Here is a 23,555-nt window from a genome sequence, read left to right on the forward strand (position 1 = left end):
CGGGAGAGAACGAGTGGCGACGACCAACGACCTCAAGAACGGCATGGTGCTGAAGCTCGAGGGCGGTGAGCTCTGGAGCGTTGTCGAGTTCCAGCACGTCAAGCCGGGCAAGGGCGGCGCGTTCGTGCGTACCAAGCTCAAGAACGTCCTCTCCGGCAAGGTCGTCGACAAGACCTTCAACGCCGGCGTGAAGGTCGACGTGGCCAACGTCGACAAGCGCGAGATGCAGTACTCCTACAAGGATGGCGACGACTTCGTCTTCATGGACACCGAGACCTACGACATGGTCAACGTGCCCGCCCGCACCGTCGGCACCGCCGCCAACTACATGCTGGAGAACACCCTCGCCACGATCGCCTTCAACGAGGGCTCGGCGCTCTACGTCGACCTGCCCGCCGCCGTCGAGCTGCTGATCTCCAACACCGAGCCCGGCCTGCAGGGCGACCGCTCCACCGGCGGCACCAAGCCCGCCACGCTGGAGACCGGCGCCGAGATCAAGGTGCCGCTGTTCATCACCACCGGCGAGAAGGTCAAGGTCGACACCCGCAGCGGCGAATACCTCGGCCGGGCCTGAGGTGTCTGCACGCGGCAAAGCACGCAGGCGCGCCCTTGACATCCTCTTCGAGGCCGAGCTGCGCTCGGAGGATCCGCTGAGGATCCTCGCCGAGCGCGTCGAGCGGCAGGAGCCGCCGGTCAACGAGTACACCTCGACCATCGTCGAGGGCGTCGCCCGCCACCATGCCCGTATCGACGAGTTGATCACCACCTACTCCGAGGGCTGGACGCTCGACCGCATGCCCGCGGTCGACCGCAACCTGCTGCGCGGCGGCACGTACGAGCTGCTGTGGATGCCCGACGTGCCGGAGGGCGTGGTCATCAGCGAGTGGGTGCACCTGGCGGGCGAGCTGTCGACCGACGAGTCGCCGCAGTTCATCAACGGCCTGCTGGCCCGGTTCAAGCAACTCAAGCCAAGCCTCACCCTTTAGACAAAGGCCGCGAAGGCCGTTTCGGGGTACGTTCCACTCACACGGTCCGTACGACTCGCGAAGAGGCGGCGGAAGGCGCGCCGGCGCGCGGCCTTCCGGTGCGGCCCCGGCCTGTTCCGCGGGGCCGTGAGCCGGTCCGGAGAAGTGGCGCGTCACCAGCCGCGACGCGCCCTTTTCCGGCCGTCGGGCGCCCTGTGTGAGCATCGGTCCCATGACGACCGAAGACGAGGTGCGCGCCCTCGCCCTGGCGCTGCCCGAGACCACCGAGAAACCCATGTACGGCACGCCCGCCTTCTACGTGCGCGGCAGGTGGTTCGCCCGGATCACGCAGGAGGGCGGCGTGCTCGCCGTGCCGGTGGGCGGCGAGGAGCTCAAGCACGAGCTGATCGCCGCCGTCCCCGGCACGTTCTTCTCCACACCCCACTACGACGGGCACGCCGTGGTGCTGGTGCGCCTGGCGGCCGTGGCGGCCGGCGAGCTGGCCGAGCTGCTGACCGACGCCTGGCGGCTGCGGGCGCCGAAGAGGGTGGCCGCGGCCTTCGACGGTTAGGGTCCGGCCTGCGGGCGACGGCGCGTACGGCGTAGGCTGGGCCCGTCCGCACAGGGCGAGGGCCGCCCGCGGAGGAGAGAGAGGCGAGCCGACGTTGCGAGCAGAAGGCGTCACCACGAAGACCCCGGCGGTGCGCACCGCCGTCGTGTGGGGCGCGTTGCGATCGGTGCTGGCCGAGCGTGCCGAGGCCGTCGGCCGTGACAGGCTCGACATCGTCGACGCCGGCGGAGGCACCGGCGGGTTCGCCGTGCCGCTGGCCGAGCTCGGCCACACCGTCACCGTCGTCGACCCCAGCCCCGACTCGCTGGCCGCGCTGGAGCGCCGGGCCAAGGAGAAGGGCGTGGGCGTGCGCGGCCTGCAGGGCGACACCGCCGACCTCGGCGACCTGCTCGACCGCGACAGCGCCGACCTGGTCCTGTGCCACAGCGTCCTGGAGTACGTCGACGACCCCACCGGCGCGCTGGCCGCCGTCGCCGGGCTGCTGCGCCCGGGTGGCGCCGTCAGCGTGCTGGCCGCCAACCCCGTGGCCAGCGCGATCCACCGGGCGCTGGCCGGGCAGTTCGACGAGGCCAGGGCCGTGCTGGCCGACCCGCGTGGCACGTGGGGCGACCGCGACCCCACGCCGCGGCGTTTCACCGCCGAGATCCTGGCGCAGCTGCTGACCGCCACGGGCTTCACCGTCGGCGCGGTCCACGGCGTGCGGGTCTTCGCCGACCTGGTGCCCAGCCGGCTCGTCGACGGCGAGCCCGGCGCGGCCGACGCGCTCGCGGCGCTGGAGCAGGCCGCCGCCGTCCACCCTGTGCTGCGGGACATCGCCACCCAGGTGCACATCCTCGGCCACCGCCCCTAGTCTGGAACGTCTGTTCGGATAGACTCGCAGGCGTGTCCCGCAAGCAGATCACAGGCATCGGCCCCGCGCCGCGGACCGGGGTCGATGACAGCGGCTGCCCGATTCTCCACGTCGACATGGACGCCTTCTTCGCCAGCGTCGAGCTGCTGGAGCGGCCGGAGCTGCGGGGCCGCCCGGTGATCGTCGGCTCGCCGGCCGGGCGCGGCGTGGTGCTCAGCGCCACCTACGAGGCCAGGGCGTTCGGCGTGCACTCGGCGATGCCGATGAGCAGGGCGCGCCGGATGTGCCCGCAGGCCACGATCATCCCGCCCAGCCACGGCAAGTACTCCGAGGTCTCCCGGGGCGTCATGGAGATCTTCCACTCGATCACCCCGCTGGTCGAGCCGATCGCCTCCGACGAGGCGTTCCTCGACGTCGGCGGCGCCCGGCGGCGGCTCGGCCCGCCCGCGGCGATCGCCGCCATGATCAGGGAGCAGGTCCTCGACCGCTACGGCATCACCTGCTCGGTGGGGGTGGCCTCCAGCAAATTCGTGGCAAAGCTGGCCTCCAAGCAGTGCAAGCCCGACGGGCTGCTGGTGGTGCCCGAAGGGCAGGTGGTCGACTTCCTCCACCCGCTGCCGGTCTCGGCGTTGTGGGGCGTGGGGGAGCGCACCGAGCAGTCCCTCGTACGGCTCGGCATCCGCACCGTCGGCGACCTGGCCAGGGTGCCCCTGAACACGCTCCAGCGCGAGCTCGGGCAGGCCGTCGGCGGCCACCTGGCGACGCTGGCCTGGGGGCGCGACGAGCGTCCGGTGACCGCGCACGTGCCCGACAAGAGCATCGGCAACGAGGAGACCTTCGCGGCCGACGTCGACGATCCCGAGGTGATCCGGCGCGAGCTGCTGCGCCTGGCCGAGCGCGTGGCGGCCCGGATGCGTAAGGGCGGACACGTGGGCAGAACTGTAAGTGTGAAGCTGCGCCGGGCCGATTTCACCACGATCACCCGGTCGCGCACCCTGCGGGAGCCGACCGACGTGGCCCAGGTGATCTACGCCACCGCCTGCGAGCTGTTCGAGGCCGCCGGTCTCCAGCGGGTGCGCCTGCGCCTGGTCGGGGTCCGGATGGAGAACCTCCGCCCGGCCGGCGAGGCCACCCACCAGCTCGGTCTGGGCGAGCGCGAGACCGGCTGGCGCGAGGCCGAACAGGCGATGGACAAGGCGATCCGGAGATTTGGCCCCGATGCGGTGCTCCCAGCGTCGCTGGTACGTGGCAAGCTTGATGAAATAGAGACATGACGCCCATGTCCTACTTGATCGGTCAGTCGGGTAGGAGAAGGATGTCGCGATTTTGGGGGAAGGGGTGCGAGATGGTCCACAATGGAGCCATGACGTCACCTCCGGTTTGGTCTGCGTTGGACGTTTGCTTTCGCCTACGTCTACAGCCTCGTATTCTGGGGATAACCGACCGCGAGGTTCGGACACCCCGTGTCGTCCGTTGCCGTCTTCCCCGTCCTGGGGCTGTCCTTGGGAGGCGCCGTGCCGCTCTCTGAGCACGAGCAGCGCTTGCTCGACCAGATCGAGCAGGCCCTCTACGCCGAGGACCCGAAGTGGGCCAACACCGTAAGGATCAGTGACCCGCGCAGCCATTACAAGCGTCGCCTGATCAAAGCCTCCATCGGCTTTGCCCTCGGCGTCGTGATCATGATGGTCGGCGTGGTCATGAGTCAGATCCCGCTCGGCGTCGGCGGTTTCGTGGTCATGCTCGCCGCGTGTCTGTGGGGTCTGTCCAGCTGGAAGCGCATGAACGGATTCGGCGACTCGCCGCCGGCTCCGGGCGCGGGCGGCGCGGGCAGGCAGGTCCGGCGCGCCAACCGGGGCACCTTCATGGAGCGCATGGAAGAGCGCTGGCGCCGTCGTCACGACGAGCGCTGACCTCCTCCCCGGCGCCGAACCTCCCGCCATACGCGAACGTGCGGCCGTTCCCCTTCCGGGGAGCGACCGCACGCTCGGTCCTGGGCGGGCGGCTCAGGCGCCCTTGTGGGCCGCCGTCCGCCGCAGCCTGATGTTCTCCAGCAGGTCGAAGCCGTCCAGCAGGCGCTCGCCCAGCGTCCGCAGCCGCCGCAGCGTCGAGGGCGGCAGCAGCACCGCCCGCATCCGCCTTCCCCGCGACACCGTCGCCGCCAGGGCCTGCCGCACCTTGCGCAGGTCCTTCTTCATGGGCCCGATCGTGCCCGGGTCCCTGGCGAACAGCACCCGCTCAACCGTCGTCGCGATGGCCGTCATGGCGGCCGCCGACTCGGCGTCGAACTCGTACTGCCGGCTCAGCCGTCTGGCCAGCGCCCTCGGGGTCTCGCTGGCGCCGCGGGTCATGCCGTAGTCGCACAGCACGTCGTCCAGCTCGGCCCACACGGCCGCGATCGACGGGTGGTGGGCGGTCGCGATCCTGGCCGTCAGGTCGTCGGCCGGTCGCGAGACCTTCCAGCCCAGCGCACGCACCCGCCGGTTCCTGGTGAGCAGCCGCAGCGCCGCCGGGACCAGCAGGAGCAGCAGCAGCGCGCCCGCGCCGATGCCGATCTTGCCGATCAGCGGCATCGAGTCGTCCGGCGGCAGGCCGCCCGTGGCGATCAGGCCCTCACGGTCGAGCTCGCGCGGGTTGCGCCGGGTGGAGGGGTTGATCGGGTCGTCGGCGCCGGACTCGGTCGCGCCGCTGCTCGGCGAGGTGGACGGCGTCGTCGAAGGCGCCGGCGGAACCGTGTAGTCCGGCACCCGCGCGCTGCCCTGTCCCAGCGTCCCCGACGGCGTCGGCTCGAACGGCAGCCAGCCCACGCCCTCGAAGTACAGCTCGGGCCAGGAGTGCGAGTCACCGGTCGTGACCGTCCAGTTGTCGCCGACCTTCGTGCCGCCGGTGTAGCCGATCGCCACCCGCGACGGGATGCCGACGATCCTGGCCAGCACCGCCATCGAGGCCGCGAACTGCTCGCAGTAGCCCGTACGGTCGCGCAGCAGGAAGTCCCGCAGCGCGGAGTTGCCGTGCCCCTGCGTCCGCAGGTCGTAGCGGAAGTCGCCGTCCTTGGTGAAGAACTGCTGGAGCTTCACCGCCGCCTCGTAGTTGGAGTTGGTCTGCGCGGTCAGCGAACGCGCCAGCCGGACGATCTCCGGCGGCATGTTGTCCGGCAGCTTCAGGTACCGCCGGTCCACGCTCGGCTGGACGCCCTCCAGCGACTCCAGCAGCTCCGGCGTGGCGGCCGGCTCGCTGGTGGCGACCTCGTACTCCAGGCCGGCCGCCTCGTCGGGGATGGAGAAGACCATCAGCGTGCCCACGTCGGCGCGCCAGTCGCCGTCCACCCGGATCTGCCGCGGCGGGTACGGCAGCGGCAGGAACTGCAGCCGCTCGATCTCGTCGCTCATCCGGATCGTGGTGACGACGTTGCCGACCTTCGTGCTCGCGCTCAGCCCGGGAGGCGGCGGCAGCGGGCCGTTCTCCGTCCTGTTGTCCGGCGAGCCCTTCGGCTCGGTCATGCCGAACTGCTGGCCGTCGAAGGTGTCCAGCGCGTAGATCCGCAGGTACCTGGGCTTGTTGTCGTTGTTGTTGTAGGTGAGCACCACGCGCCGCTCGGGCAGTTCGAGCTGCCCGCGCAGGCTGGCGATCGGGCTCGCGATGCTGATCGAGTTGCCCTTGCCGCCGCCCCGGCCGCCCACGCCGAACTGGAAGAAGGAGACCGGCTCCATCACCGGCAGCGCCGCGGGCAGCAGCACGGCCAGCGCGATGGCGGCGAACCCGATGCGCTTGCCCGACAGCCGCAGGCCGCTGGTGTCGGCCCTGGCCCCGCCGGTCTCCGGCCGCGGCCCGGTCGCCACCCTGGTCCGGCGGACGAGCACCGCCCGTCCCCAGTGGCCCACCCGCTCGCGCCCGTCGGCGATCAGCAGGCTGACGAAGCCGAGCGCGGCGATGATGAAGGCGGGCCAGCTGATCGGCTCGGCCAGAATCGTCGCCGGGACCGTGGCCAGCGCCAGCAGCGGCAGCCCGGCCAGCGCCGCCCGCCGCAGCCGCGCGGCGAGCAGGTCCACGGCGATCGCGATGACGCCCACGCCGCCCGCGGTCAGCAGCGTGATGCCGTCCGTGGACGGCACGGGCGCGGCGTAACGCTGGATGTCGGCCCAGCCGACGCCCAGCAGCCGGCCCAGCTCCCACACCGACTCCTTGGTCGGGATCACCAGCGCCCACGCCTTGCCGGAGGCGAAGACCACGGTCAGGAAGATCCACAACGCGGCCAGCCCGGCCAGGGGGGCGGCCCAGGCGGGCAGCGACAGGCGGGAGCCGATCAGCCCGGCGGCCATCACGGCCAGCACCGCGCCGAGCGACGTCCAGAACCAGGCGCCGCCCTGGAAGAGCGGATAGAGCAGGATCGCCGCGGCGAACGCGGCCACACCCGAGGCGGCCGTCAGCCTCATGCCGCACCTCCCGTGGGGTTGAGCGCGTACCTGCCGCGGTTGGCGGCGTCCGGCCAGACCGAGGCGATGGAGGTGCCGGCGGGCAGGCGGACGATCCGCCAGCCGTAACCGGCCAGGACGCCCTGCACGGCGTCGAAGTTCTCGTGCGAGCCCCGGCCGGCGCCCTCCCAGGTGCCGGCGTCGAGCAGGACCGCGACGCCGGTGACGCCGCTGTGCCGCAGCCTGGCCAGCTCCCTGGCCTCCTCGGGGTCGAGCGCGCCGAGCACGGCCACGATCAGGCCGTCGCCGCCGCCCTGGCGCAGGGCCGAGACGCCCATCTCCAGCGAGCGGGCCGAGCTGTGCCGCACCACGGCGAGCGTGTCCAGCAGCGAGTAGCTGAGCCCCTGGTCGGTCAGGTGCTCGGCGCCCTGGTCGGTCACCAGCCGCAGGCCCAGGCCCTCGTGGGCGAGGTGCACGCCGATCGAGGCCGCGGCCGAGACCGCCACCTCGAAGGAGGAGCGCGGGCCCTCGCCGCGGTGGGCGTGCCTGCGGGTGTCCAGCAGGAGCGCGCCGCGGCTCTGCCACTGCTGCTCCTCGCGGCGCACCATCAGCTCGCCGTACCGGGCGGTCGAGCGCCAGTGCACCCGGCGCAGGTCGTCGCCCTGCCGGTACTCGCGCGGCGCCACGTCGTCGTCGCCGGCCGCGGCCACGCTCCGGGTGCGGCTGTCGCCGCCGCCCGTCCACTCGCCCGACAGCCGTACGTGCGGTAACGCCACCACCTGCGGCGTCACCACGAGCGTGTCGCTGATCGTGAACGCCCGCGTCAGCTCCACCAGCCCGAACGGGTCGGCGATGCGCACCGACAGCGGCCCGATCGTGTACCTGCCGCGCAGGTCGGACCGGACCCGGTAGTCGATCTCACGCACCCCCTTGGACTCGACCCGGTCGAGCACGAACCGCGGCCGCACGCCCAGCGCGTACGGCACGGTGTCCTCGATCAGCAGCAGCCCGGTCGGCAGCCTGGTCACGTTCTCCAGGCGCAACGTCACCGTGGCCTCCCCGCCCACCTCCGCCCTGGGCGGGTCCAGCCTCCGCGCGCAGCTCAGCCGGTACCTGGTACGTGCCACCACCAGCGCGGCCAGCAGCGGCAGCGCCGTGACCAGCACGCCGATCCTGAACAGGTCGTTCTCGCCCAGGATCAGCGCCATCAGCAGCGCCGCGATCCCCGAGGCCAGGAACGACCTGCCGCGGGAGGTCAGCGCCCGCAGTCCGGCCCTCACGACGCTCGCGTCTCCGGCACCGGCACACGCCTGACGAGGTCGGTCACCACCTGCTCGGGCAGACGGCGCTGGCCCTGGGCCTCGACGCTGGGCAGCAGCCGGTGCGCCAGCACGGGCACGGCCAGGTCCTGCAGGTCGTCGGGGATGACGTAGTCGCGGCCGGCCAGCGCCGCGTGCGCCCTGGCCGCGCGGACGAGCTGCAGCGTGGACCGGGGGGAGGCGCCCAGCCGCAGGTCGGGGGAGTGGCGGGTGGCCACGACGAGGTCGATGGCGTACTTCTTGACCGGCTGCGAGACGTACACGCCGCGCACGGCCTCGATCAGGGCGCGCACCTCGGCGGTCGTGGCGACCGGCTCCAGCTTGTCCAGCGGCGAGGTGCTGCCGTGCACGTCGAGCATCTCCAGCTCGGCCGTCGGCTCCGGGTAGCCCATGGCGACCCTGGCGGTGAACCGGTCGCGCTGGGCCTCGGGGAGGGGATAGGTGCCCTCCATCTCGATCGGGTTCTGGGTGGCGATCACCATGAAGGGGGCGTCCAGGGGGTAGGTCACGCCGTCCACGGTGACCTGGTGCTCCTCCATGCACTCCAGCAACGCCGACTGTGTCTTGGGGGAGGCGCGGTTGATCTCGTCGCCCACCACGATGTTGGCGAACACCGGTCCGGGCTTGAACTCGAACTCACGCGTCTGCTGGTTGTAGGCGCTTACCCCGGTGATGTCACTGGGCAACAGGTCGGGCGTGAACTGCACGCGGCGCACCGGGCAGTCGATGGACCGCGCCAGCGCCTTGGCGAGCATCGTCTTGCCGACCCCCGGCACGTCCTCGATCAAAAGGTGGCCCTCGGCGAGCAGGACGGTCAGCGTGAGCCGGACGGCGTCGCTCTTTCCCTCGATCACCGACTCGATGGCCTGCCGGATTCGGTGGGCGGTGGAGACCAGCTCGTCAAGCTGGGGAGGGACGTCATGGGTTAGTGCCACCAGGCCTCCATAGTGCGACGGCTGTCCCGCACGGTGCCATTACGGGAGCCATGCCATTCCTTTTCCATTGTCTGTACGACCCTACGACGCTGCGGGTTCTTGAGCGACATTTGTGGATATTCCAGGGAACCCCGCTGATGTTCCTGTTCTTGTCGCATAGCAGTGCGAATCCCGTGACACTGACCCCCTCGGCCGCCCCACTTGCCTCCACCCCCGCCTTCGCGCCCGCCGGGAGCCCCTATATCGCCAGTCTTTTGAACCCTCGACACGCCCATGAGGGTTGGCCCGCCCCCCGGCGCCCCCCACCCCCGCTCCACCCCGCTGACCTGCGGTAACGCAACGGAAACTGATGATGAAGACGGTTCGAATCAGTTGACGGTGGGGAGAAGTGGAGTATGGTGGTGCGCAGTGGAGGGCCCGGTGCACCAGCGCTGAGCGCTTCGCTGAGGCACGGGAGGTGGCGCCGATGTTCCTCGGCACCCATCAACCGCGTCTTGACGACAAGGGACGGCTGTTCCTGCCGGCTAAGTACCGTGAGGAGCTGGCGGAGGGTCTTGTGATCACCAAAGGCCAGGAGCGATGCCTCTACGTCTTTCCAGTAGAGGAGTTCCAGCGCATAACCGAGGCTCTCAGCACCGCCCCGGTCACCGCCAAGGCGGTGCGTGACTACAGCCGCGTCTTCTTCGCCAGCGCGTCCGACGAGAAACCAGACAAGCAGGGACGCGTCACGATCCCGCAGAGCCTGCGCCAGTACGCCGGCCTGGAGCGTGACTGCGTCGTCATCGGGGCCAACACCCGCCTGGAGATCTGGGACTCGCAGGCTTGGGACACCTATCTCAACGCGCAGGAGCAGGCGTTCGCCGATCTGTCGGAGGAGGTGCTGCCAGGGATCTTGTAGTGACCACGGTCGATCCGTCGGTGATGTCGTTCGGCGAGGTCTCCACCCGCAACCACTGCCTGCCAACTGATGCACCTTCCCCGGTGTCAGAGGGCGGGCGTCCACGAAGAGGGTGCGGATGGGGACCTGGCCGGGCGGCGCCGGGTGGGGACCCAGGAATGACTGACGATTGATCGATACGCGTCATCCGCGAGCAGGACGCGAGAGGGGGGGGTTGGAGATGGACGACAACGTAGGCACGGGCGGTCACGTTCCGGTGATGCTCGAGCGCGTACTGGAGCTGCTGGGCCCGGCGCTGTCGGGGCCGGAGCCGGTCGTCGTCGACGCCAACCTCGGGCTCGGCGGCCACTCCGAGGCCCTGCTCGCCGCCTTCCCCTCCCTGCACCTCATCGGGATCGACCGCGACCCGTTCGCGATCGACTTCTCCACCCGCAGGCTCGCCCCCTACGCGGGCCGCACCACCCTGGTCCACGCCTCCTCCGGCGATCTGGCCCAGATCGTCGACGAGGCCGGGCATCCCACGGTCCACGGCGTGCTGTTCGACCTCGGCGTCTCCTCGCCGCAGCTCGACGAGGCCGAGCGCGGCTTCGCCTACTCCTACGACGCCCCGCTCGACATGCGCATGGACACCGAGCAGGAGCTGACGGCCGAGCGGGTGGTCAACACCTATCCGGCCGCCGACCTGGCACGAATCCTGCGCGACTACGGCGAGGAACGTTTCGCGCCGAGGGTCGCGGGGCTTATCGTCAAGGAACGCGCCAAGGAGCCCATCACCTCCACCAAGAGACTCGCCGACATCGTGCGCGACGCGATCCCCGCGGCGACCAGGCGCACCGGCGGCAACCCCGCCAAGAGGACTTTCCAGGCGCTGCGCATCGAGGTCAACGCGGAGCTGTCCGCCCTGGAGGCGGCGCTGCCCGCGGCGCTCGACGCGCTGGCGCTGGGTGGGCGGGTCGTCGTGCTCTCCTACCACTCCCTTGAGGACCGGCTCACCAAGCAGGCCCTCACGGCGCGAACCAAGGACACCAGCCCGCCAGGGCTGCCTGTCCCGCTACCGGCACACCAGCCGAGGTTCCGCCTGCTGACGAGGGGAGCCGAGCTCCCCAGCGATGAAGAGCTCGCCCGCAACCCGCGGGCGGCCTCGGCCCGGCTACGGGCGGCAGAGAGGATCCGCGTTGACGATTGAGCAGGAGACCGGCCGGGTCGCGCCCGTCCGCCGCGCCATGCCCAAGCCGGGCACGCGCAGGCCGGGCGTCTCTCACCAGACCAAGCCGCGGCCCCGTCCTGACACCGACGGCCGGCGGCCGGCCGACGCGCGTCCCGGCGAGAGCGCCGCGCCCGCGCGCCGTCCCGCCGCGCGGCGACCCTCGACCAAGCGGCAGCGGGCGCCGTTCGTGCTGCTCGTCGTCGGGTTGATGTGCGGCGGCCTGGTGAGCCTGCTGCTGCTCAACATCATGCTCAACCGCGACGCCATCACCGACGCCAAGCTGCGCGACGAGATCGCGGTGGCCCGGCAGGAGAAGGAAGCGCTCCAGCAGAAGCTCGACAGCAAGATGCAGCCCCAGAACCTCGCCGATCGTGCCGAGGCGCAGGGCGACCACCTGGACAAGAGCCTGCGGCCCTACAACGCGGGCGACCCGACTGCTCAGGCGGTCCCGGAGCGGTGAGGGATTCAGGCGGCAGGGGACAGGGTCCCGGCCGCGGCGCTGGCGGCGCCGGCTCTCCTGGAGGGCCCGGCGCCGCTCGTCGTACGCCGGGCGGTCCGGGGCGGGCAGGGCGAGGGGGCTCTGCCCGTTCTGAGGGGGCGGGCCGCCCGCCGTCGCCGGACGACCCGCCGCGCAAGCGTCCGCCCGACCCGTTCGACCTGCCGTTCGACGACGACCTGAGGGGCCGGCGGCCCCAGGACCCCGGCGACGACGCGCGCGGCAGCGCCCGACGCGACTCCGCGGGCGGCTCCCGCGGCCGGCAGCGCCGCGACGACGGCGACCGCGCGCGGCCGCGCGACGACGACGAGGGCACACGCTCGCGCCGCGATCCGGGCGACGGGCCCCGCCGCCGTCCCCGCGACGACTCCCGCGGCCGCCCCGCCTCCCAGGGGCGCGACGACGACGACCGCCCGCGCGGGCGCACTCCGCAGAGCCGCGACGGCGACGACCGTCCGCGTGGCCGTGCTGCCCAGGGGCGGGACGAGAGCGACCGGGCACGCGGGCGCGCGTCCCAGGGGCGCGACGACGGCGCCCGGGACAGGGCGCCGCAGGAGGGCCCGCGCCGTCGCGGCGACGGTCCCGGCCCCGACCAGGCCCGCGGCTCGAGAGCCGACCAGGGGCGCGGCTCCCGGCCGGACCCGGCGCGCGGCTCGCGGTCCGAGCAGGCGCGGCCCGGCTCAGGGCCGGGCCAGAGCCGGGGCTCCCGGCCCGATCAGGGGCGCGGCGCCAGGCCCGGCCAGACCCGCGGTCCGGCCTCCGGCCAGGCGCGCGCCTCCGGGCTGGACCAGGCGCGCGGGCGTGAGCACGGCATGTTGCGCCGGGGCGCGGACGTGCCGCCCCCCAGGGGCCCGCGCCGCCCGCCCACCCCGCCGCGCCCGCCGCGGCCCCCGCTGGTGCTGCGCCTGGGCAGCCCGCGCCGGCGCATCAACATCGGCCTGATCGGCATGACGTTCATCCTGTCGATCTTCGCCGGCCGGCTGATCCAGATGCAGGGCCTCGACTCCAAGGTCTACGAGGCCGCCGCCGTCGGCCAGCGCCAGCACGTCGAGGAGATCCCCGCCAAGCGCGGCACGATCACCGACGTCAACGGCAACGCGCTGGCCCGTACGTCGGAGGCCCGCGAGGTGTCCATCGACCCCTCCAAGGTCCCCGAGGCCGCCCGCGCCAACGTGGCCGCGATCCTGGCCAGGCAGCTCGGCAAGCCCGTGGAGGAGATGACCGCCAAGCTGTCCAGGACCGGCAGCCGCTACCAGCTCCTGGCCAGAGACGTCGACCCGGTCGTGGCCACCCGCCTGCTGCAGGCCCGCGTGCCCGCGCTCAGCGCGAAGAAGACCTACCGCCGCGACTACCCGGCCGGCGACCTGGCCGGCAGCCTCATCGGCTTCGTCGGTGACGAGGGCAACGGCCTGGGCGGCATGGAGCAGGCCAGGAACACGATCCTGGCCGGCCGCGACGGCAAGCAGCGGGTCGAGACCGGCCGCGACGGCCTGCGCATCCCCATGACCAGCAGCGAGCGCACCGCGCCCGTCAACGGCCAGGACGTACGGCTCACCATCGACCGCGACATCCAGTGGGCCGCCCAGAAGGCGGTCGCCGACCAGGTACGCGAGTCGGGCGCGAGCAGCGGCGCGGTCATCGTCATGGACGTCAGGACCGCCCAGATCATCGCCATGGCCAACGCGCCCGAGCTCGACCTGGGCAACTGGCGCAGGGCGCCCGCGTCCTCCTACGTCAACAAGGCCGCCGCGGACGTGTTCGAGCCCGGCAGCACCAACAAGGTGATCACCGCCGCCGCCGCGCTGGAGGCCAAGGAGGTCACCCCCGACACGGTGTTCCAGGTGCCCGACAACATCAGGTGCGCCGACCGGGTGCTGCGCGACGCCCACGCCCACAAGCCCGAGGCGATGACCTTCCGGCAGGCCATGGCCCAGTCCAGCAACGTGGCCACGATCATGGCCGCCCGCAAGGTGGGCAGCGAGCGCCTGTACGCGATGCTCAGGGCGTTCGGGTTCGGCACCACCCCGGCGGGCGGCGTGCCCAACGCCGAGGCGGGCCTGCTGCCCAACTACAAGAACTGGTCGGGCAGCCAGAGCTGCACGGTCGCCTACGGCCAGGGCGTGTCGGTGACCGCCCTGCAGACGGCCAGCGTCTACCAGACCATCGCCAACGGCGGCGTCCGCGTCGATCCGCAGATCGTGGCGGGCACCACCGACGCGAACGGCAGATTCGTCCCGGCTCCCGCGGGCAGGCAGACCAGAGTGGTGAGCGAGACGACGGCCAAGGAGATCACGACGATGCTGGAGACCGCGGTGAGCGCCGAGGGCACCGGCGCGCTGGCCGCCATCCCCGGCTACCGGGTGGCGGGCAAGACCGGCACGGCCGACCGCTACGACGCCGAGCTGGGCCGCTACGACGGTTACACGGCCTCCTTCGTCGGGTTCGCGCCCGCCGACGCGCCCCGGCTGGTGGTGCTCTCGGTGCTCCAGAACCCCAAGAACGGCCATTTCGGCGGCCAGCTCGCGGCCCCCGTGTTCAAGGATGTGATGACGTTCGCCATCAAGAGCAGGAAGATTCCTCCCACAGGCTCGGACGCGCCGCCGGTGCGTACGCGCGCGGGACAGTGAGCAGGGAAGGTACGCTCTCGCCGTGCGTCCCCCGTCGTCTATGCGTCCCAAGACCAGCCCGCCCCGTCCGCTGACCGGGCTCGCGACCATGCTCGACGCCGATTCCGGCACGTCGAGGTCGCCCCATGCCGCCCTGACCGGCGTCACCATCGATTCCCGCGCCGTGCAGCGCGGCGATCTCTACGTGGCGCTGCCGGGCAACCGCGTGCACGGCGCGACCTTCGCCGCCGAGGCGATGGCGCGCGGAGCCGTGGCCGTCCTCACCGACCCGGCCGGGCGGGAGGCCGCCGTGGCCACCGGCCTGCCGGTGCTGATCGTGCCCGACCCGCGCGCGCTGCTCGGGCAGGTCTCCTCCTGGGTCTACGGCCAGCCGGCCCACGACGTCCAGGTGATCGGGGTGACCGGCACGAGCGGCAAGTCCACCACCACCTTCATGGTGGAGGCCGGCCTCCGGGCGGCCGGCCACACGACGGGCCTGGTCGGCGGCGTCGAGATCGCCGCCGGAGACCTCCGCTTCGAGCCCACGCTGACCACGCCGGAGGCCCCGCAGCTGCACGCCCTGTTCGCGCTGATGCGCGAGCAGGGGGTCACCGCGGCCACCATGGAGGTCTCCAGCCACGCGCTGGCGCTCGGCCGGGTCGACGGCATCTTCTACGACGTCGCGCTGTTCACCAACCTCTCCCAGGACCACCTCGACTTCCACAAGGACTTCGAGGACTACTTCGCCACCAAGGTCAGGCTGTTCCAGCCCGAGCTGAGCCGCGTCGGCGTGACCAACATCGACGACCCGCACGGCCGGGAGCTGCTGCACCGGGCCAAGGTGCCGATGACCACGTTCTCGGCGCTCGGCGACCCGGAGGCGGAGTGGCGGGCGCTGGAGGTCCGGCTCGGCGCCGACGGCAGCGCGTTCCGGGTGGCCGGCCCCGGCGGGGTCGAGGCCGACGCGCAGATCTCGCTGCCCGGCCCCTTCAACGTCGCCAACGCGCTCGGCGCGATCGTCTGCCTGGTGGAGTCGGGGGTGCCGCTCCAGACCGCCGTGCACGGCGTGGGCAGCCTCACCGGGGTGCCCGGGCGCATGCAGCGCATCACCTCCGCCGAGGAGGAGTTCCAGGCGCTCGTGGACTACTCCCACAAGCCGGGCGCCGTGGAGTCGGTGCTGCGCTCGCTGCGGGAGGTGACCGCGGGCACGCTGACGATCGTCCTGGGCTGCGGCGGCGACCGCGACACCGGCAAACGCCCGATCATGGGCGAGATCGCCGCCCGGCTGGCCGATGTGGCGATTTTCACCAACGACAACCCGCGCTCGGAGGATCCGCTCGCCATCCTGGCCGCGATGATGGAGGGAGCGCTCGGCGTTCCGCCCCGCGACCGCGCCCATGTGATCATTGAGCCCGACCGTGCGGCCGCGATCGACCTGGCCGTCGGCCGGGCCGGCCGCGGCGACGTGATCGTCGTCGCGGGCAAGGGTCACGAGCAGGGCCAGTACGTCTCAGGCGAAGTGATCCCGTTCGACGACCGTGAAGTGGTCGCCGAAGCGATCGACGCACGCAAGGAAAGCAGGAAGCACCGATGATCCCGTTGCCGCTGGCCAGGATCGCCGAGATAACCTCGGGCGCCCTGTCGGGCATGGCAGACCCCCGCGCCGTCGTGCGTGGGCCCGTAGTGATCGACTCACGCGCGGTGGAGCCGGGATCGCTGTTCGTCGCCCTCGCCGGCGAGCGGGTCGACGGCCACGACTACGCCGCGCAGGCGATCCGGGCCGGCGCGGTCGCCGTCCTGGCCTCCAGGCCGGTCGACGCGCCGGCGGTGATCGTCCCCGACGCCGCGGTCGCGCTGGCCGAGCTGGCCGCCGCGCAGACCGCCGCGCTGCCGCAGGCCACCGTGATCGGCGTGACCGGCTCGGCGGGCAAGACCAGCACCAAAGACCTGCTGGCCAGGCTGGCCGGCCGGATGGGCCCGACCATCGCGCCCGTGGGCAGCTTCAACAACGAGCTCGGCCACCCGCTGACCGTGCTGCGCGCCGACGTCGACACCCGGTTCATGGTGCTCGAACTGGCCGCCCGCAACATCGGCCACATCAAGGACCTCACCCGCATCGCGCCGCCCACGATCGGCGTGGTGCTCAACGTCGGCACCGCGCACCTCGGCGTGTTCGGCGGCAAGGAGGCCATCGCCAAGGCCAAGGGCGAGCTGGTGGAGGCGCTGCCGCGCACCGGGGTGGCGGTGCTCAACGCCGACGACCCGCTGGTGTCGCAGATGGCCTCGCGCACCGACGCGCGCGTCACGTACTTCGGGCGCGGCGAGGGCGCGGCCATCAGGGCCGAGCAGGAGACGGTCGACGGGCGCGGGCGGGCCTCGTTCACGTTGCGCACCCCGTCCGGGGCCGCGCCGGTCACGCTCCAGCTCTACGGCGCGCACGCCGTGGAGAACGCCCTGGCCGCCGCAGCCGCGGCCTACGAGCTGGGCCTGCCGGTCGCCACGATCGCCGAGGAGCTGTCGGAGGCCACGCCGCGCAGCCGCTGGCGCATGGAGGTCACCGACCGGCCCGACGGCGTCACGGTGGTCAACGACGCCTACAACGCCAACCCCGACTCGATGCGGGCCGCGTTCGACATGTTCGGCGTGATGGGGCAGGAGCGGCGGCGGTTCGCGGTCATCGCGGCGCTGCGCGAGCTGGGCGAGGAGAGCGCGGCGCTCAACGCCGAGCTGGGGCGGCTGGCGGGCGGTTCCGGCCTGACGGGCCTGGTCGTCGTCGGCCCCGACGCGGGCCCGGTGCTGGAGGGCGCGAACGAGGCGGCCTCGGCCGCCGCGGGACCGCCAGGTGGCGGAGGGCCATATGCTCCCCAGATGACCCGGATCGTACACGTCCCTGATGCCGAGGCAGCGGCGGCCGCACTGGCCGGCCTGCTGCGCCCCGGCGACGCGGTGCTCGTCAAGGGCCCCCGCGCGATGGGCCTGGAACGCACGGCGGAGCTCCTTCTCGGAGGTGCCGCTCAGTGATCAACATCGTCATCGCCGGCGCGGTGGGCCTGGTCCTGTCGATGCTGGGGACCCCCTTGGCGATCAGGCTTTTCTCGCGGCGCGGCTACGGCCAGGAGATCCGCGAGGAGGGTGTCCAGGCCCACCTGGGCAAGCGCGGCACCCCCACCATGGGCGGCATCGTCTTCGTGCTGGCCGCGCTGCTCGCCTACGGCGGCTCCCACCTGGCCACGCTGTCGCCGCCGACGGTGTCGGGCATGCTCGTGCTGTTCCTGATGACCGGCCTCGGCGCGGTCGGCTTCCTCGACGACTTCATCAAGATCTACAAGCAGCGCAGCCTGGGCCTGCGCAGCGGCGCCAAGGCCCTCGGCCAGCTCGTCGTCGGCGCCGTGTTCGCCGTGCTGATCACCCGCCAGCCCAACGTCTACGGCATCACCCCCGCCGAGACCCGGCTGTCGTTCCTGCGCGACATCGGCCCCTCGATCGGCATCGTCGGCTTCACCATCTGGGTGCTGTTCATGATCGTCGGGTTCTCCAACGCCGTGAACCTCACCGACGGCCTCGACGGCCTGGCCAGCGGCGCGACCGGTGTCGTGCTCGGCGCGTACGTGCTGATCGGCAACTGGCAGCTCCGCAACAACTGCATCGACCAGCTCGGGCCCAACTGCTACTGGGTGCGTGACCCGCTCGACCTGTCGGTGGTGGCCGCGGCCGTGCTGGGGGCGCTGGTCGGGTTCCTGTGGTGGAACGCCCCGCCGGCGAAGATCTTCATGGGCGACACCGGCTCGCTGGCCCTGGGCGGCGTGCTGGCCGGCCTGGCCATCGCCACCCGTACGCAGCTCCTGCTGATCATCCTGGCCGGCCTGTGCGTGATCATCACGGCGTCCGTCATCATCCAGGTCGGGTTCTTCAAGATGACCGGCAAACGGGTGTTCAGGATGGCGCCGCTGCAGCACCACTTCGAGCTGAAGGGCTGGGCCGAGACCACGATCGTGGTGCGGTTCTGGCTGATCGCCGGGCTCTGCGCGGCGCTCGGGCTCGGGCTGTTCTACGTCGAGTGGATGCCCAAGCCATGACGTTGACGTGCGTGGCCGGGCTCGGCGTCTCCGGCACCGCGGTGGCCAGGGCGCTGGCCGAACGCGGCGAGCGGGTCGTGGTCGTGGAGGCCGTGGAGGGGGAGCGGCAGCTCGCCGCCGCGGCCGAGCTGGCCCGTGCCGGGGTCGAGACCAGGTTCGGCGAGATGGTGCTGCCCGAGGGCGCGACCAGGCTCGTCACCACCGGCTGGGCCCCGCACCATCCGCTGGTCGCCGCCGCGCTGGCGGCCGGCGTCGAGGTCGTCGGCGAGGTGGAGCTGGCCTGGCGGCTGCGCCCGCCGCACGCCGCCCCCTGGCTCGCGCTGACCGGCACCAACGGCAAGACCACGGCCGTGCGCATGCTCACCTCGATCCTCCAGGCCGCCGGGCTCGACGCCCTGGCCGTGGGGAACGTGGGCGTCCCGGTCGTCCGCGCCGTCGCCGAGCCGTACGACGCCCTGGCCGTCGAGCTGTCCAGCTTCCAGCTCCACTGGTCCAGCACCCTGGCCCCGCACGCCGCGGCGATCCTGAACATCGCCCCCGACCACCTCGACTGGCACGGCTCCATGGCCGAGTACGCCGCCGCCAAGGGCCGCATCTACGAACGCGCCGGCACCGTGATCTACAACGCCGACGACCCCGAGTGCGCCCGCCTGGCCGAGCCCTACGAGGGCGCCGTCGGCTTCACGCTGCGGGCGCCGCGCAGCGGCCAGATCGGCGTGGTCGAAGACCTGCTGGTCGACCGGGCGTTCGTGGCCGACCCGGTCGAGGCGGCCGAAGAGCTGGCCACGTTCGCCGACATCCGGCCCCTGGCCCCCCACAACGTGGCCAACGCCCTGGCCGCCGCCGCCCTGGCCCGTTCGCTCGGCGTGCCGTCCGAGGCCGTACGGCTGGGCCTGCGCGCCTTCAAGCCCGACCCCCACCGCCTGTCCCACGTCGACCGGGTCGGCGACGTCGACTACGTCGACGACTCCAAGGCCACCAACCCGCACGCCGCCGCGGCCGCGCTGAGCGCCTACCCGTCGATCGTGTGGGTGGCGGGCGGTCAGCTCAAGGGCGCCGACGTCGACGACCTGGTCCGGCGGGCCGCGCCCCGGCTGCGTGGCGCGGTGCTGCTGGGCGCCGACCGCGCGGCGATCGCCGAAGCACTCGCGCGACACGCGCCGAATGTCCCCGTCGTGGACATCCCGGGCCAAGACACTGGTGTGATGGACACCGTCGTCACCGAAGCCGCGCGCCTGGCCTCGCCCGGGGACACCGTGCTGCTCTCCCCAGCGGGCGCCTCGCTCGACATGTTCCCCGGCTACCCGGCACGAGGGGAGGCCTTCGCGCGTGCCGTCCACGAGCTGAGGCGGCGGCGTGAGCAGTAGCACCGGCACCGCCGGCGCGCGTCCGGCCGCGGACAAGCCCAAGACGCGGTCGAAGGCCCAGGAGGGCCCGGCGAGCTGGGTCCGCGAGCAGCGCGCCGTGCTGAAGGAACTGCTCGACAAGCCGCTGACGACCTACTACCTGATCATCATGTGCAGCGCGCTGCTGCTCGCGCTCGGGCTCATGATGGTGCTGTCGGCCTCCGCGATCGAGGCCCAGCAGAAGACCGGCAACCCGTTCTCGTGGTTCATCAAGCAGTCGCTGTCGGCCGGCGTCGGCGTGCCCGTGATGTACGCCTGCTCGCGCCTGCCGCCGAAGTTCTTCCGCTGGGCGGGCTACCCGCTCATGGCGCTGGCGGTGCTGGCGCTGGTCATGGTGCTGTTCATCGGCGAGTCCGAGCTGGGCGCGCAGCGGTGGATCTACCTCGGCCCGTTCACCCTCCAGCCGTCCGAGCCGGCCAAGCTGGCGCTCGTGTTGTGGGGGGCCGACCTGCTGGCCAGGCGGGCCAGGCAGGGCCGGATCGAGTGGCGGCAGATGCTGATCCCGCTCATGCCCGGCACCGCGATCCTGGTCGTCATGGTCCTGCTCGGCCGCGACCTCGGCACCACCCTCGTGCTCTTCATGATCTTCCTCGCGCTGCTGTGGGTGGTGGGGGCGCCGATCAAGCTGTTCGGCGGCATCCTGGCCCTGGCGGTGCTGGCCGCGGTCATCATGATCAAGGTGGAGCCGTACCGGATGGCGCGCATCGGGGCCTTCCTCGACCCGTGGGCCGACGCCCAGGGCGCCGGCTACCAGGCCGTGCAGGGGCAGATCGCGATGGGCTCGGGCGGCTGGTTCGGCCTCGGGCTCGGCAGCAGCCGCCAGAAGTGGAGCTGGCTGCCCCACGGCGAGAGCGACTTCATCTTCGCCATCCTCGGCGAGGAGCTGGGGCTGATGGGCACGCTGATGGTGGTGGCGCTGTTCGGCCTGCTCGGCTACGCGGGGCTGCGGGTCGCGGTCCGGGTGAACGACGGCTTCGTCCGTCTGGCCGCGGCCGCCATGGTGGCCTGGATCGTCGGGCAGGCGACCGTCAACATGGGCGCCGTGCTCGGCGTCCTGCCCATCACCGGCATCCCGCTGCCGCTGGTCTCCTACGGCGGATCGTCCCTGCTCCCCACGCTCGCGGCGCTGGGCATCCTGCTGTCGTTCGCCAAGCGCGAGCCCGGCGCGCGCGAAGCCTTGGCCGCGCGTGGCCCCGGACCCGCCGCACGGGGCCTAAGCTGGCTTGGCCTGGGGGGTACGTCCAGAGGCCGAGTGAGACGTTAGGGAGTGACCGAGATGAGGGTGGTCCTCGCCGGTGGGGGGACGGCCGGGCACATCGAGCCCGCGCTCGCCCTTGCGGACGCGCTGCGCCATCTTGACCGGAGCGTCGGCATCACCTGCGTGGGCACCGAGCGCGGCCTGGAGACGCGGCTCGTGCCCGCCAGGGGCTACGACCTCGAACTGGTGCCGGCCGTGCCGCTGCCCAGGGCGATCACCCCGAGCCTGCTGACCGTGCCGGGCCGGCTGGCCGGGGCGATCAACGCCGTGTCGGGCGTCCTCGACCGGGTCGGCGCCGACATCCTGGTCGGTTTCGGCGGCTACGTCGCCACGCCCGCCTACCTGGCGGCCAAGCGCAAGGGCCTGCCGATCGTCGTCCACGAGGCCAATCCCCGTCCCGGCCTGGCCAACCGGCTGGGCGCCCGGCTGACCGACCACGTCTTCACCGGCTTCCCCGACGCCGCGCTGCCCAAGGCCGAGTTCATCGGCACCCCGCTGCGCCGCGAGATCGTCACGCTCGACCGGCTGTCCACCGGCGACAAGGCGCGCTCCTGGTTCGGCCTGGAGAACGACCGGCCCACGCTGCTGGTGTTCGGCGGCTCGCAGGGCGCCAGGTCGCTCAACCAGGCCGCGCTGGCCGCCGCGCCGGTGCTGCGCCGGGCCGGCATCCAGGTGCTCCACGTGCTCGGCCTGAACAACACCGTCGAGCACGAGCCGCCGCCCGGCGACCCCCAGTACGTGCTGCTGCCCTACGTCGACCGCATGGACCTCGCCTACGCCGCCGCCGACGTCGCGCTGTGCCGCAGCGGGGCCCTGACCTGCGCCGAGCTGACGGCCGTCGGGCTGCCGGCCGCGTACGTGCCGCTGCCGCACGGCAACGGCGAGCAGACCGTCAACGCCGAGCGCGTCGTGCGCGGCGGCGGCGGCCTGATGGTCGACGACTCCGACCTGTCACCCGATTGGATCATTCAGAACGTGCTGCCCATGCTCCACGACCCCGAACGGGTCGCCGTCATGTCGGAGGCCGCCTCCCGGCTGGGGCGCAAGGACGCCGATATCATGCTTGCCAGGAAAGTGTTGGAGATAGCCCGATGAGTCTCGTCAAGCTGGTCGATCCCGTAGCCGTCGAAGACCTCGGCCGCGTGCACTTCATCGGCATCGGCGGCGCGGGCATGTCAGGCATCGCCCGTATCCTGCTCAAGCGCGGCGTCCGCGTCACCGGAAGCGACGCGCGCAGCTCCGAGCTGGTGACCGAGCTGCGCGAGCTGGGCGCGACCGTGCACATCGGGCACGCCGCCTCCCACATCAGAGACGTCGACACCGTGGTCGTCTCCACCGCCATCCGCGACTCCAATCCCGAGCTGGGCGAGGCGCTCAAGCAGGGCCTGCGGATCATCCCGCGGGCCGCCGCGCTGGCCTCGGTGATGGCCGGCCGCACCGGCGTGGCCATCGCCGGCACCCACGGCAAGACCACCACCACCTCCATGCTGACCGTGGCGCTGCAGAAGTGCGGCGCCGAGCCGTCCTACTGCGTGGGCGGCCAGCTCGTCACCACCGGGCTGGGCGCCGACGAGGGCACGGGCCGGGTGTTCGTGGCCGAGGCCGACGAGAGCGACGGCTCCTTCCTCATGCTGGCCCCCGACATCGCCGTGGTGACCAACGTCGAGGCCGACCACCTCGACAACTACGGCGACCCGCGCGCGGTGCACGACAGCTTCGCCCGCTTCGCCGACCGGGTGGGCTCGCTGCTCATCGTCTGCGCCGACGACCCGGGCGCCGCCGAGCTGGTCGGGCGGGCGCGCGAGCGCGGGCTGCGGGTCAGGACCTACGGCGAGCGGGGCGAGGACTACCGGGTGACCGGCGTGCGTCCCGACGGCTTCGGCACGGTGTTCTCCATCGAGGGCAGGGGAGACGTGCGGCTGGCCGTCCCCGGGGCGCACAACGCCCTCAACGCCACCGCCGCCATCGCCGTGGCCGACGAGCTGGGGCTGGCGTTCGAGGACATCAGAGACGGCCTGGCGGCCTTCACGGGGGCCAAGCGGCGCTTCGAGGCCAAGGGCGAGGCGGGCGGCGTCGCGGTGTTCGACAGCTACGCCCACCACCCGACCGAGCTGGCCGCCGACCTGCGGGCCGCGCGCGACGTCGTGGCCTCCTACTCGGGCACCGGCCGGGTCATCGCGATCTTCCAGCCCCACCTGTACTCGCGCACCCGCTTCTTCGCCGACGAGTTCGGCGCCGCGCTCGGGCTGGCCGACGAGGTCATCGTGCTCGACGTCTACGGCGCGCGGGAGGATCCCGAGCCGGGCGTGTCCGGCGCGATGGTCGCCGGGCGTGTGCCGCTGCCCGCCGAGCGGGTGGCCTACGCCCCCGACCGGGCGGCGGTGCCCGACCTGGTGGCCGGGCGGGCGCGTCCGGGTGACATCGTGCTGACGATGGGGGCGGGCGACGTGACCGAGCTCGGGCCGCAGCTCGTGGCGCGCCTGTCCTGAGCCGTACGGGCGTGGCGGGCGGGTGCCGGGCGGCCCGGCGGCGTACGTTCGAAGCCGGCGGGCGAGGAGG

General features: G+C 72.4%; 20 protein-coding genes. 17 read left to right on the forward strand and 3 right to left on the reverse strand.

Annotated features, from left to right (window positions below):
* Positions 1-13: 13 nt before the first annotated feature.
* The 6 genes from efp to ABZ459_RS09530 all read left to right on the forward strand — a co-directional run bounded on the left by efp (position 14) and on the right by ABZ459_RS09530 (position 4,296).
* Positions 14-574 (forward strand): elongation factor P, encoded by a 561-nt coding sequence (gene efp, locus ABZ459_RS09505; protein WP_352326968.1) that lies wholly within the window; start codon positions 14-16, stop codon positions 572-574.
* A 1-nt stretch (position 575) separates the two neighbouring features.
* The gene (nusB, locus tag ABZ459_RS09510) at positions 576-986 is read left to right on the forward strand and encodes a transcription antitermination factor NusB (protein WP_357968019.1); all 411 of its coding nucleotides are present in this window, start codon (positions 576-578) and stop codon (positions 984-986) included.
* A 211-nt stretch (positions 987-1,197) separates the two neighbouring features.
* Positions 1,198-1,536, forward strand: a complete 339-nt coding sequence (locus tag ABZ459_RS09515) for an MmcQ/YjbR family DNA-binding protein (protein WP_357968021.1) — start codon at positions 1,198-1,200, stop codon at positions 1,534-1,536.
* Between the two features lie 94 nt (positions 1,537-1,630).
* The gene (locus ABZ459_RS09520) at positions 1,631-2,386 is read left to right on the forward strand and encodes a methyltransferase domain-containing protein (RefSeq protein WP_357968023.1); all 756 of its coding nucleotides are present in this window, start codon (positions 1,631-1,633) and stop codon (positions 2,384-2,386) included.
* Between the two features lie 32 nt (positions 2,387-2,418).
* Positions 2,419-3,660: a DNA polymerase IV gene (gene dinB, locus ABZ459_RS09525; protein WP_357968026.1), complete on the forward strand. Its 1,242-nt coding sequence runs from the start codon at positions 2,419-2,421 to the stop codon at positions 3,658-3,660.
* 240 nt (positions 3,661-3,900) lie between these two features.
* Positions 3,901-4,296 carry a DUF3040 domain-containing protein gene (locus ABZ459_RS09530; protein ID WP_357968029.1) on the forward strand — a complete coding sequence of 132 codons (396 nt, stop codon included), beginning with the start codon at positions 3,901-3,903 and terminating at the stop codon, positions 4,294-4,296.
* A gap of 93 nt (positions 4,297-4,389) precedes the next feature.
* Here the strand turns inward: ABZ459_RS09530 and ABZ459_RS09535 are convergent, their stop codons facing one another.
* From ABZ459_RS09535 to ABZ459_RS09545, 3 genes are read right to left on the reverse strand one after another with little or no spacing between them, the layout of a single operon-like run.
* Positions 4,390-6,816: a DUF3488 and transglutaminase-like domain-containing protein gene (locus ABZ459_RS09535; protein WP_357968030.1), complete on the reverse strand. Its 2,427-nt coding sequence runs from the start codon at positions 6,814-6,816 to the stop codon at positions 4,390-4,392.
* Positions 6,813-8,075: a DUF58 domain-containing protein gene (locus ABZ459_RS09540; RefSeq protein WP_357968033.1), complete on the reverse strand. Its 1,263-nt coding sequence runs from the start codon at positions 8,073-8,075 to the stop codon at positions 6,813-6,815. Before ABZ459_RS09540 ends, ABZ459_RS09535 begins: the two co-directional genes overlap by 4 nt.
* On the reverse strand, positions 8,072-9,049 hold the full coding sequence (locus tag ABZ459_RS09545; protein WP_352326975.1) for a MoxR family ATPase: 978 nt from the start codon (positions 9,047-9,049) through the stop codon (positions 8,072-8,074). Before ABZ459_RS09545 ends, ABZ459_RS09540 begins: the two co-directional genes overlap by 4 nt.
* A gap of 466 nt (positions 9,050-9,515) precedes the next feature.
* Here ABZ459_RS09545 and mraZ point away from each other — a divergent pair, with 466 nt between their 5' ends.
* The 11 genes from mraZ (at position 9,516) to murC (ending at position 23,485) form a co-directional block, all read left to right on the forward strand.
* A complete protein-coding gene (mraZ, locus tag ABZ459_RS09550) occupies positions 9,516-9,947 on the forward strand; it encodes a division/cell wall cluster transcriptional repressor MraZ (RefSeq protein ID WP_352326976.1) in 432 nt (143 codons plus the stop codon).
* 220 nt (positions 9,948-10,167) lie between these two features.
* Positions 10,168-11,133: a 16S rRNA (cytosine(1402)-N(4))-methyltransferase RsmH gene (gene rsmH, locus ABZ459_RS09555; protein ID WP_357968036.1), complete on the forward strand. Its 966-nt coding sequence runs from the start codon at positions 10,168-10,170 to the stop codon at positions 11,131-11,133.
* Complete coding sequence (locus ABZ459_RS09560; RefSeq protein ID WP_357968039.1) at positions 11,123-11,614, forward strand: hypothetical protein; 492 nt, start codon at positions 11,123-11,125, stop codon at positions 11,612-11,614. The genes rsmH and ABZ459_RS09560 overlap by 11 nt, the downstream gene beginning before the upstream one ends.
* Complete coding sequence (locus ABZ459_RS09565; protein ID WP_357968041.1) at positions 11,611-14,277, forward strand: penicillin-binding transpeptidase domain-containing protein; 2,667 nt, start codon at positions 11,611-11,613, stop codon at positions 14,275-14,277. The genes ABZ459_RS09560 and ABZ459_RS09565 overlap by 4 nt, the downstream gene beginning before the upstream one ends.
* A gap of 40 nt (positions 14,278-14,317) precedes the next feature.
* Positions 14,318-15,850: a UDP-N-acetylmuramoyl-L-alanyl-D-glutamate--2,6-diaminopimelate ligase gene (locus ABZ459_RS09570; protein WP_357968498.1), complete on the forward strand. Its 1,533-nt coding sequence runs from the start codon at positions 14,318-14,320 to the stop codon at positions 15,848-15,850.
* Positions 15,847-17,277 (forward strand): UDP-N-acetylmuramoyl-tripeptide--D-alanyl-D-alanine ligase, encoded by a 1,431-nt coding sequence (murF, locus tag ABZ459_RS09575; protein WP_357968043.1) that lies wholly within the window; start codon positions 15,847-15,849, stop codon positions 17,275-17,277. Before ABZ459_RS09570 ends, murF begins: the two co-directional genes overlap by 4 nt.
* Positions 17,274-18,332, forward strand: coding sequence for a phospho-N-acetylmuramoyl-pentapeptide-transferase (mraY, locus tag ABZ459_RS09580; RefSeq protein WP_352325068.1), 1,059 nt, complete (start codon positions 17,274-17,276; stop codon positions 18,330-18,332). The genes murF and mraY overlap by 4 nt, the downstream gene beginning before the upstream one ends.
* Complete coding sequence (murD, locus tag ABZ459_RS09585; RefSeq protein ID WP_357968045.1) at positions 18,329-19,699, forward strand: UDP-N-acetylmuramoyl-L-alanine--D-glutamate ligase; 1,371 nt, start codon at positions 18,329-18,331, stop codon at positions 19,697-19,699. Before mraY ends, murD begins: the two co-directional genes overlap by 4 nt.
* 97 nt (positions 19,700-19,796) lie before the next feature.
* On the forward strand, positions 19,797-21,002 hold the full coding sequence (gene ftsW / locus ABZ459_RS09590) for a putative lipid II flippase FtsW (protein ID WP_357968501.1): 1,206 nt from the start codon (positions 19,797-19,799) through the stop codon (positions 21,000-21,002).
* Positions 21,003-21,014: 12 nt separating this feature from the next.
* The gene (murG, locus tag ABZ459_RS09595) at positions 21,015-22,091 is read left to right on the forward strand and encodes an undecaprenyldiphospho-muramoylpentapeptide beta-N-acetylglucosaminyltransferase (protein WP_352358438.1); all 1,077 of its coding nucleotides are present in this window, start codon (positions 21,015-21,017) and stop codon (positions 22,089-22,091) included.
* A complete protein-coding gene (murC, locus tag ABZ459_RS09600; protein WP_357968048.1) occupies positions 22,088-23,485 on the forward strand; it encodes a UDP-N-acetylmuramate--L-alanine ligase in 1,398 nt (465 codons plus the stop codon). Before murG ends, murC begins: the two co-directional genes overlap by 4 nt.
* Positions 23,486-23,555 lie beyond the last annotated feature (70 nt).

Source organism: Nonomuraea sp. NPDC005692, assembly GCF_040631115.1.
Classification (GTDB): Bacteria; Actinomycetota; Actinomycetes; order Streptosporangiales; family Streptosporangiaceae; genus Nonomuraea.

Coding starts and splice junctions, on each gene's coding strand:
- mraZ (WP_352326976.1), top strand. CDS start 9,516: ATGTTCCTCGGCACCCATCAACCGCGTCTTGACGACAAGGGACGGCTG.
- rsmH (WP_357968036.1), top strand. CDS start 10,168: ATGGACGACAACGTAGGCACGGGCGGTCACGTTCCGGTGATGCTCGAG.
- murF (WP_357968043.1), top strand. CDS start 15,847: ATGATCCCGTTGCCGCTGGCCAGGATCGCCGAGATAACCTCGGGCGCC.
- ABZ459_RS09535 (WP_357968030.1), bottom strand. CDS start 6,816: ATGAGGCTGACGGCCGCCTCGGGTGTGGCCGCGTTCGCCGCGGCGATC.
- ABZ459_RS09515 (WP_357968021.1), top strand. CDS start 1,198: ATGACGACCGAAGACGAGGTGCGCGCCCTCGCCCTGGCGCTGCCCGAG.
- murC (WP_357968048.1), top strand. CDS start 22,088: ATGAGTCTCGTCAAGCTGGTCGATCCCGTAGCCGTCGAAGACCTCGGC.
- murD (WP_357968045.1), top strand. CDS start 18,329: ATGACGTTGACGTGCGTGGCCGGGCTCGGCGTCTCCGGCACCGCGGTG.
- murG (WP_352358438.1), top strand. CDS start 21,015: ATGAGGGTGGTCCTCGCCGGTGGGGGGACGGCCGGGCACATCGAGCCC.
- ABZ459_RS09570 (WP_357968498.1), top strand. CDS start 14,318: ATGCGTCCCAAGACCAGCCCGCCCCGTCCGCTGACCGGGCTCGCGACC.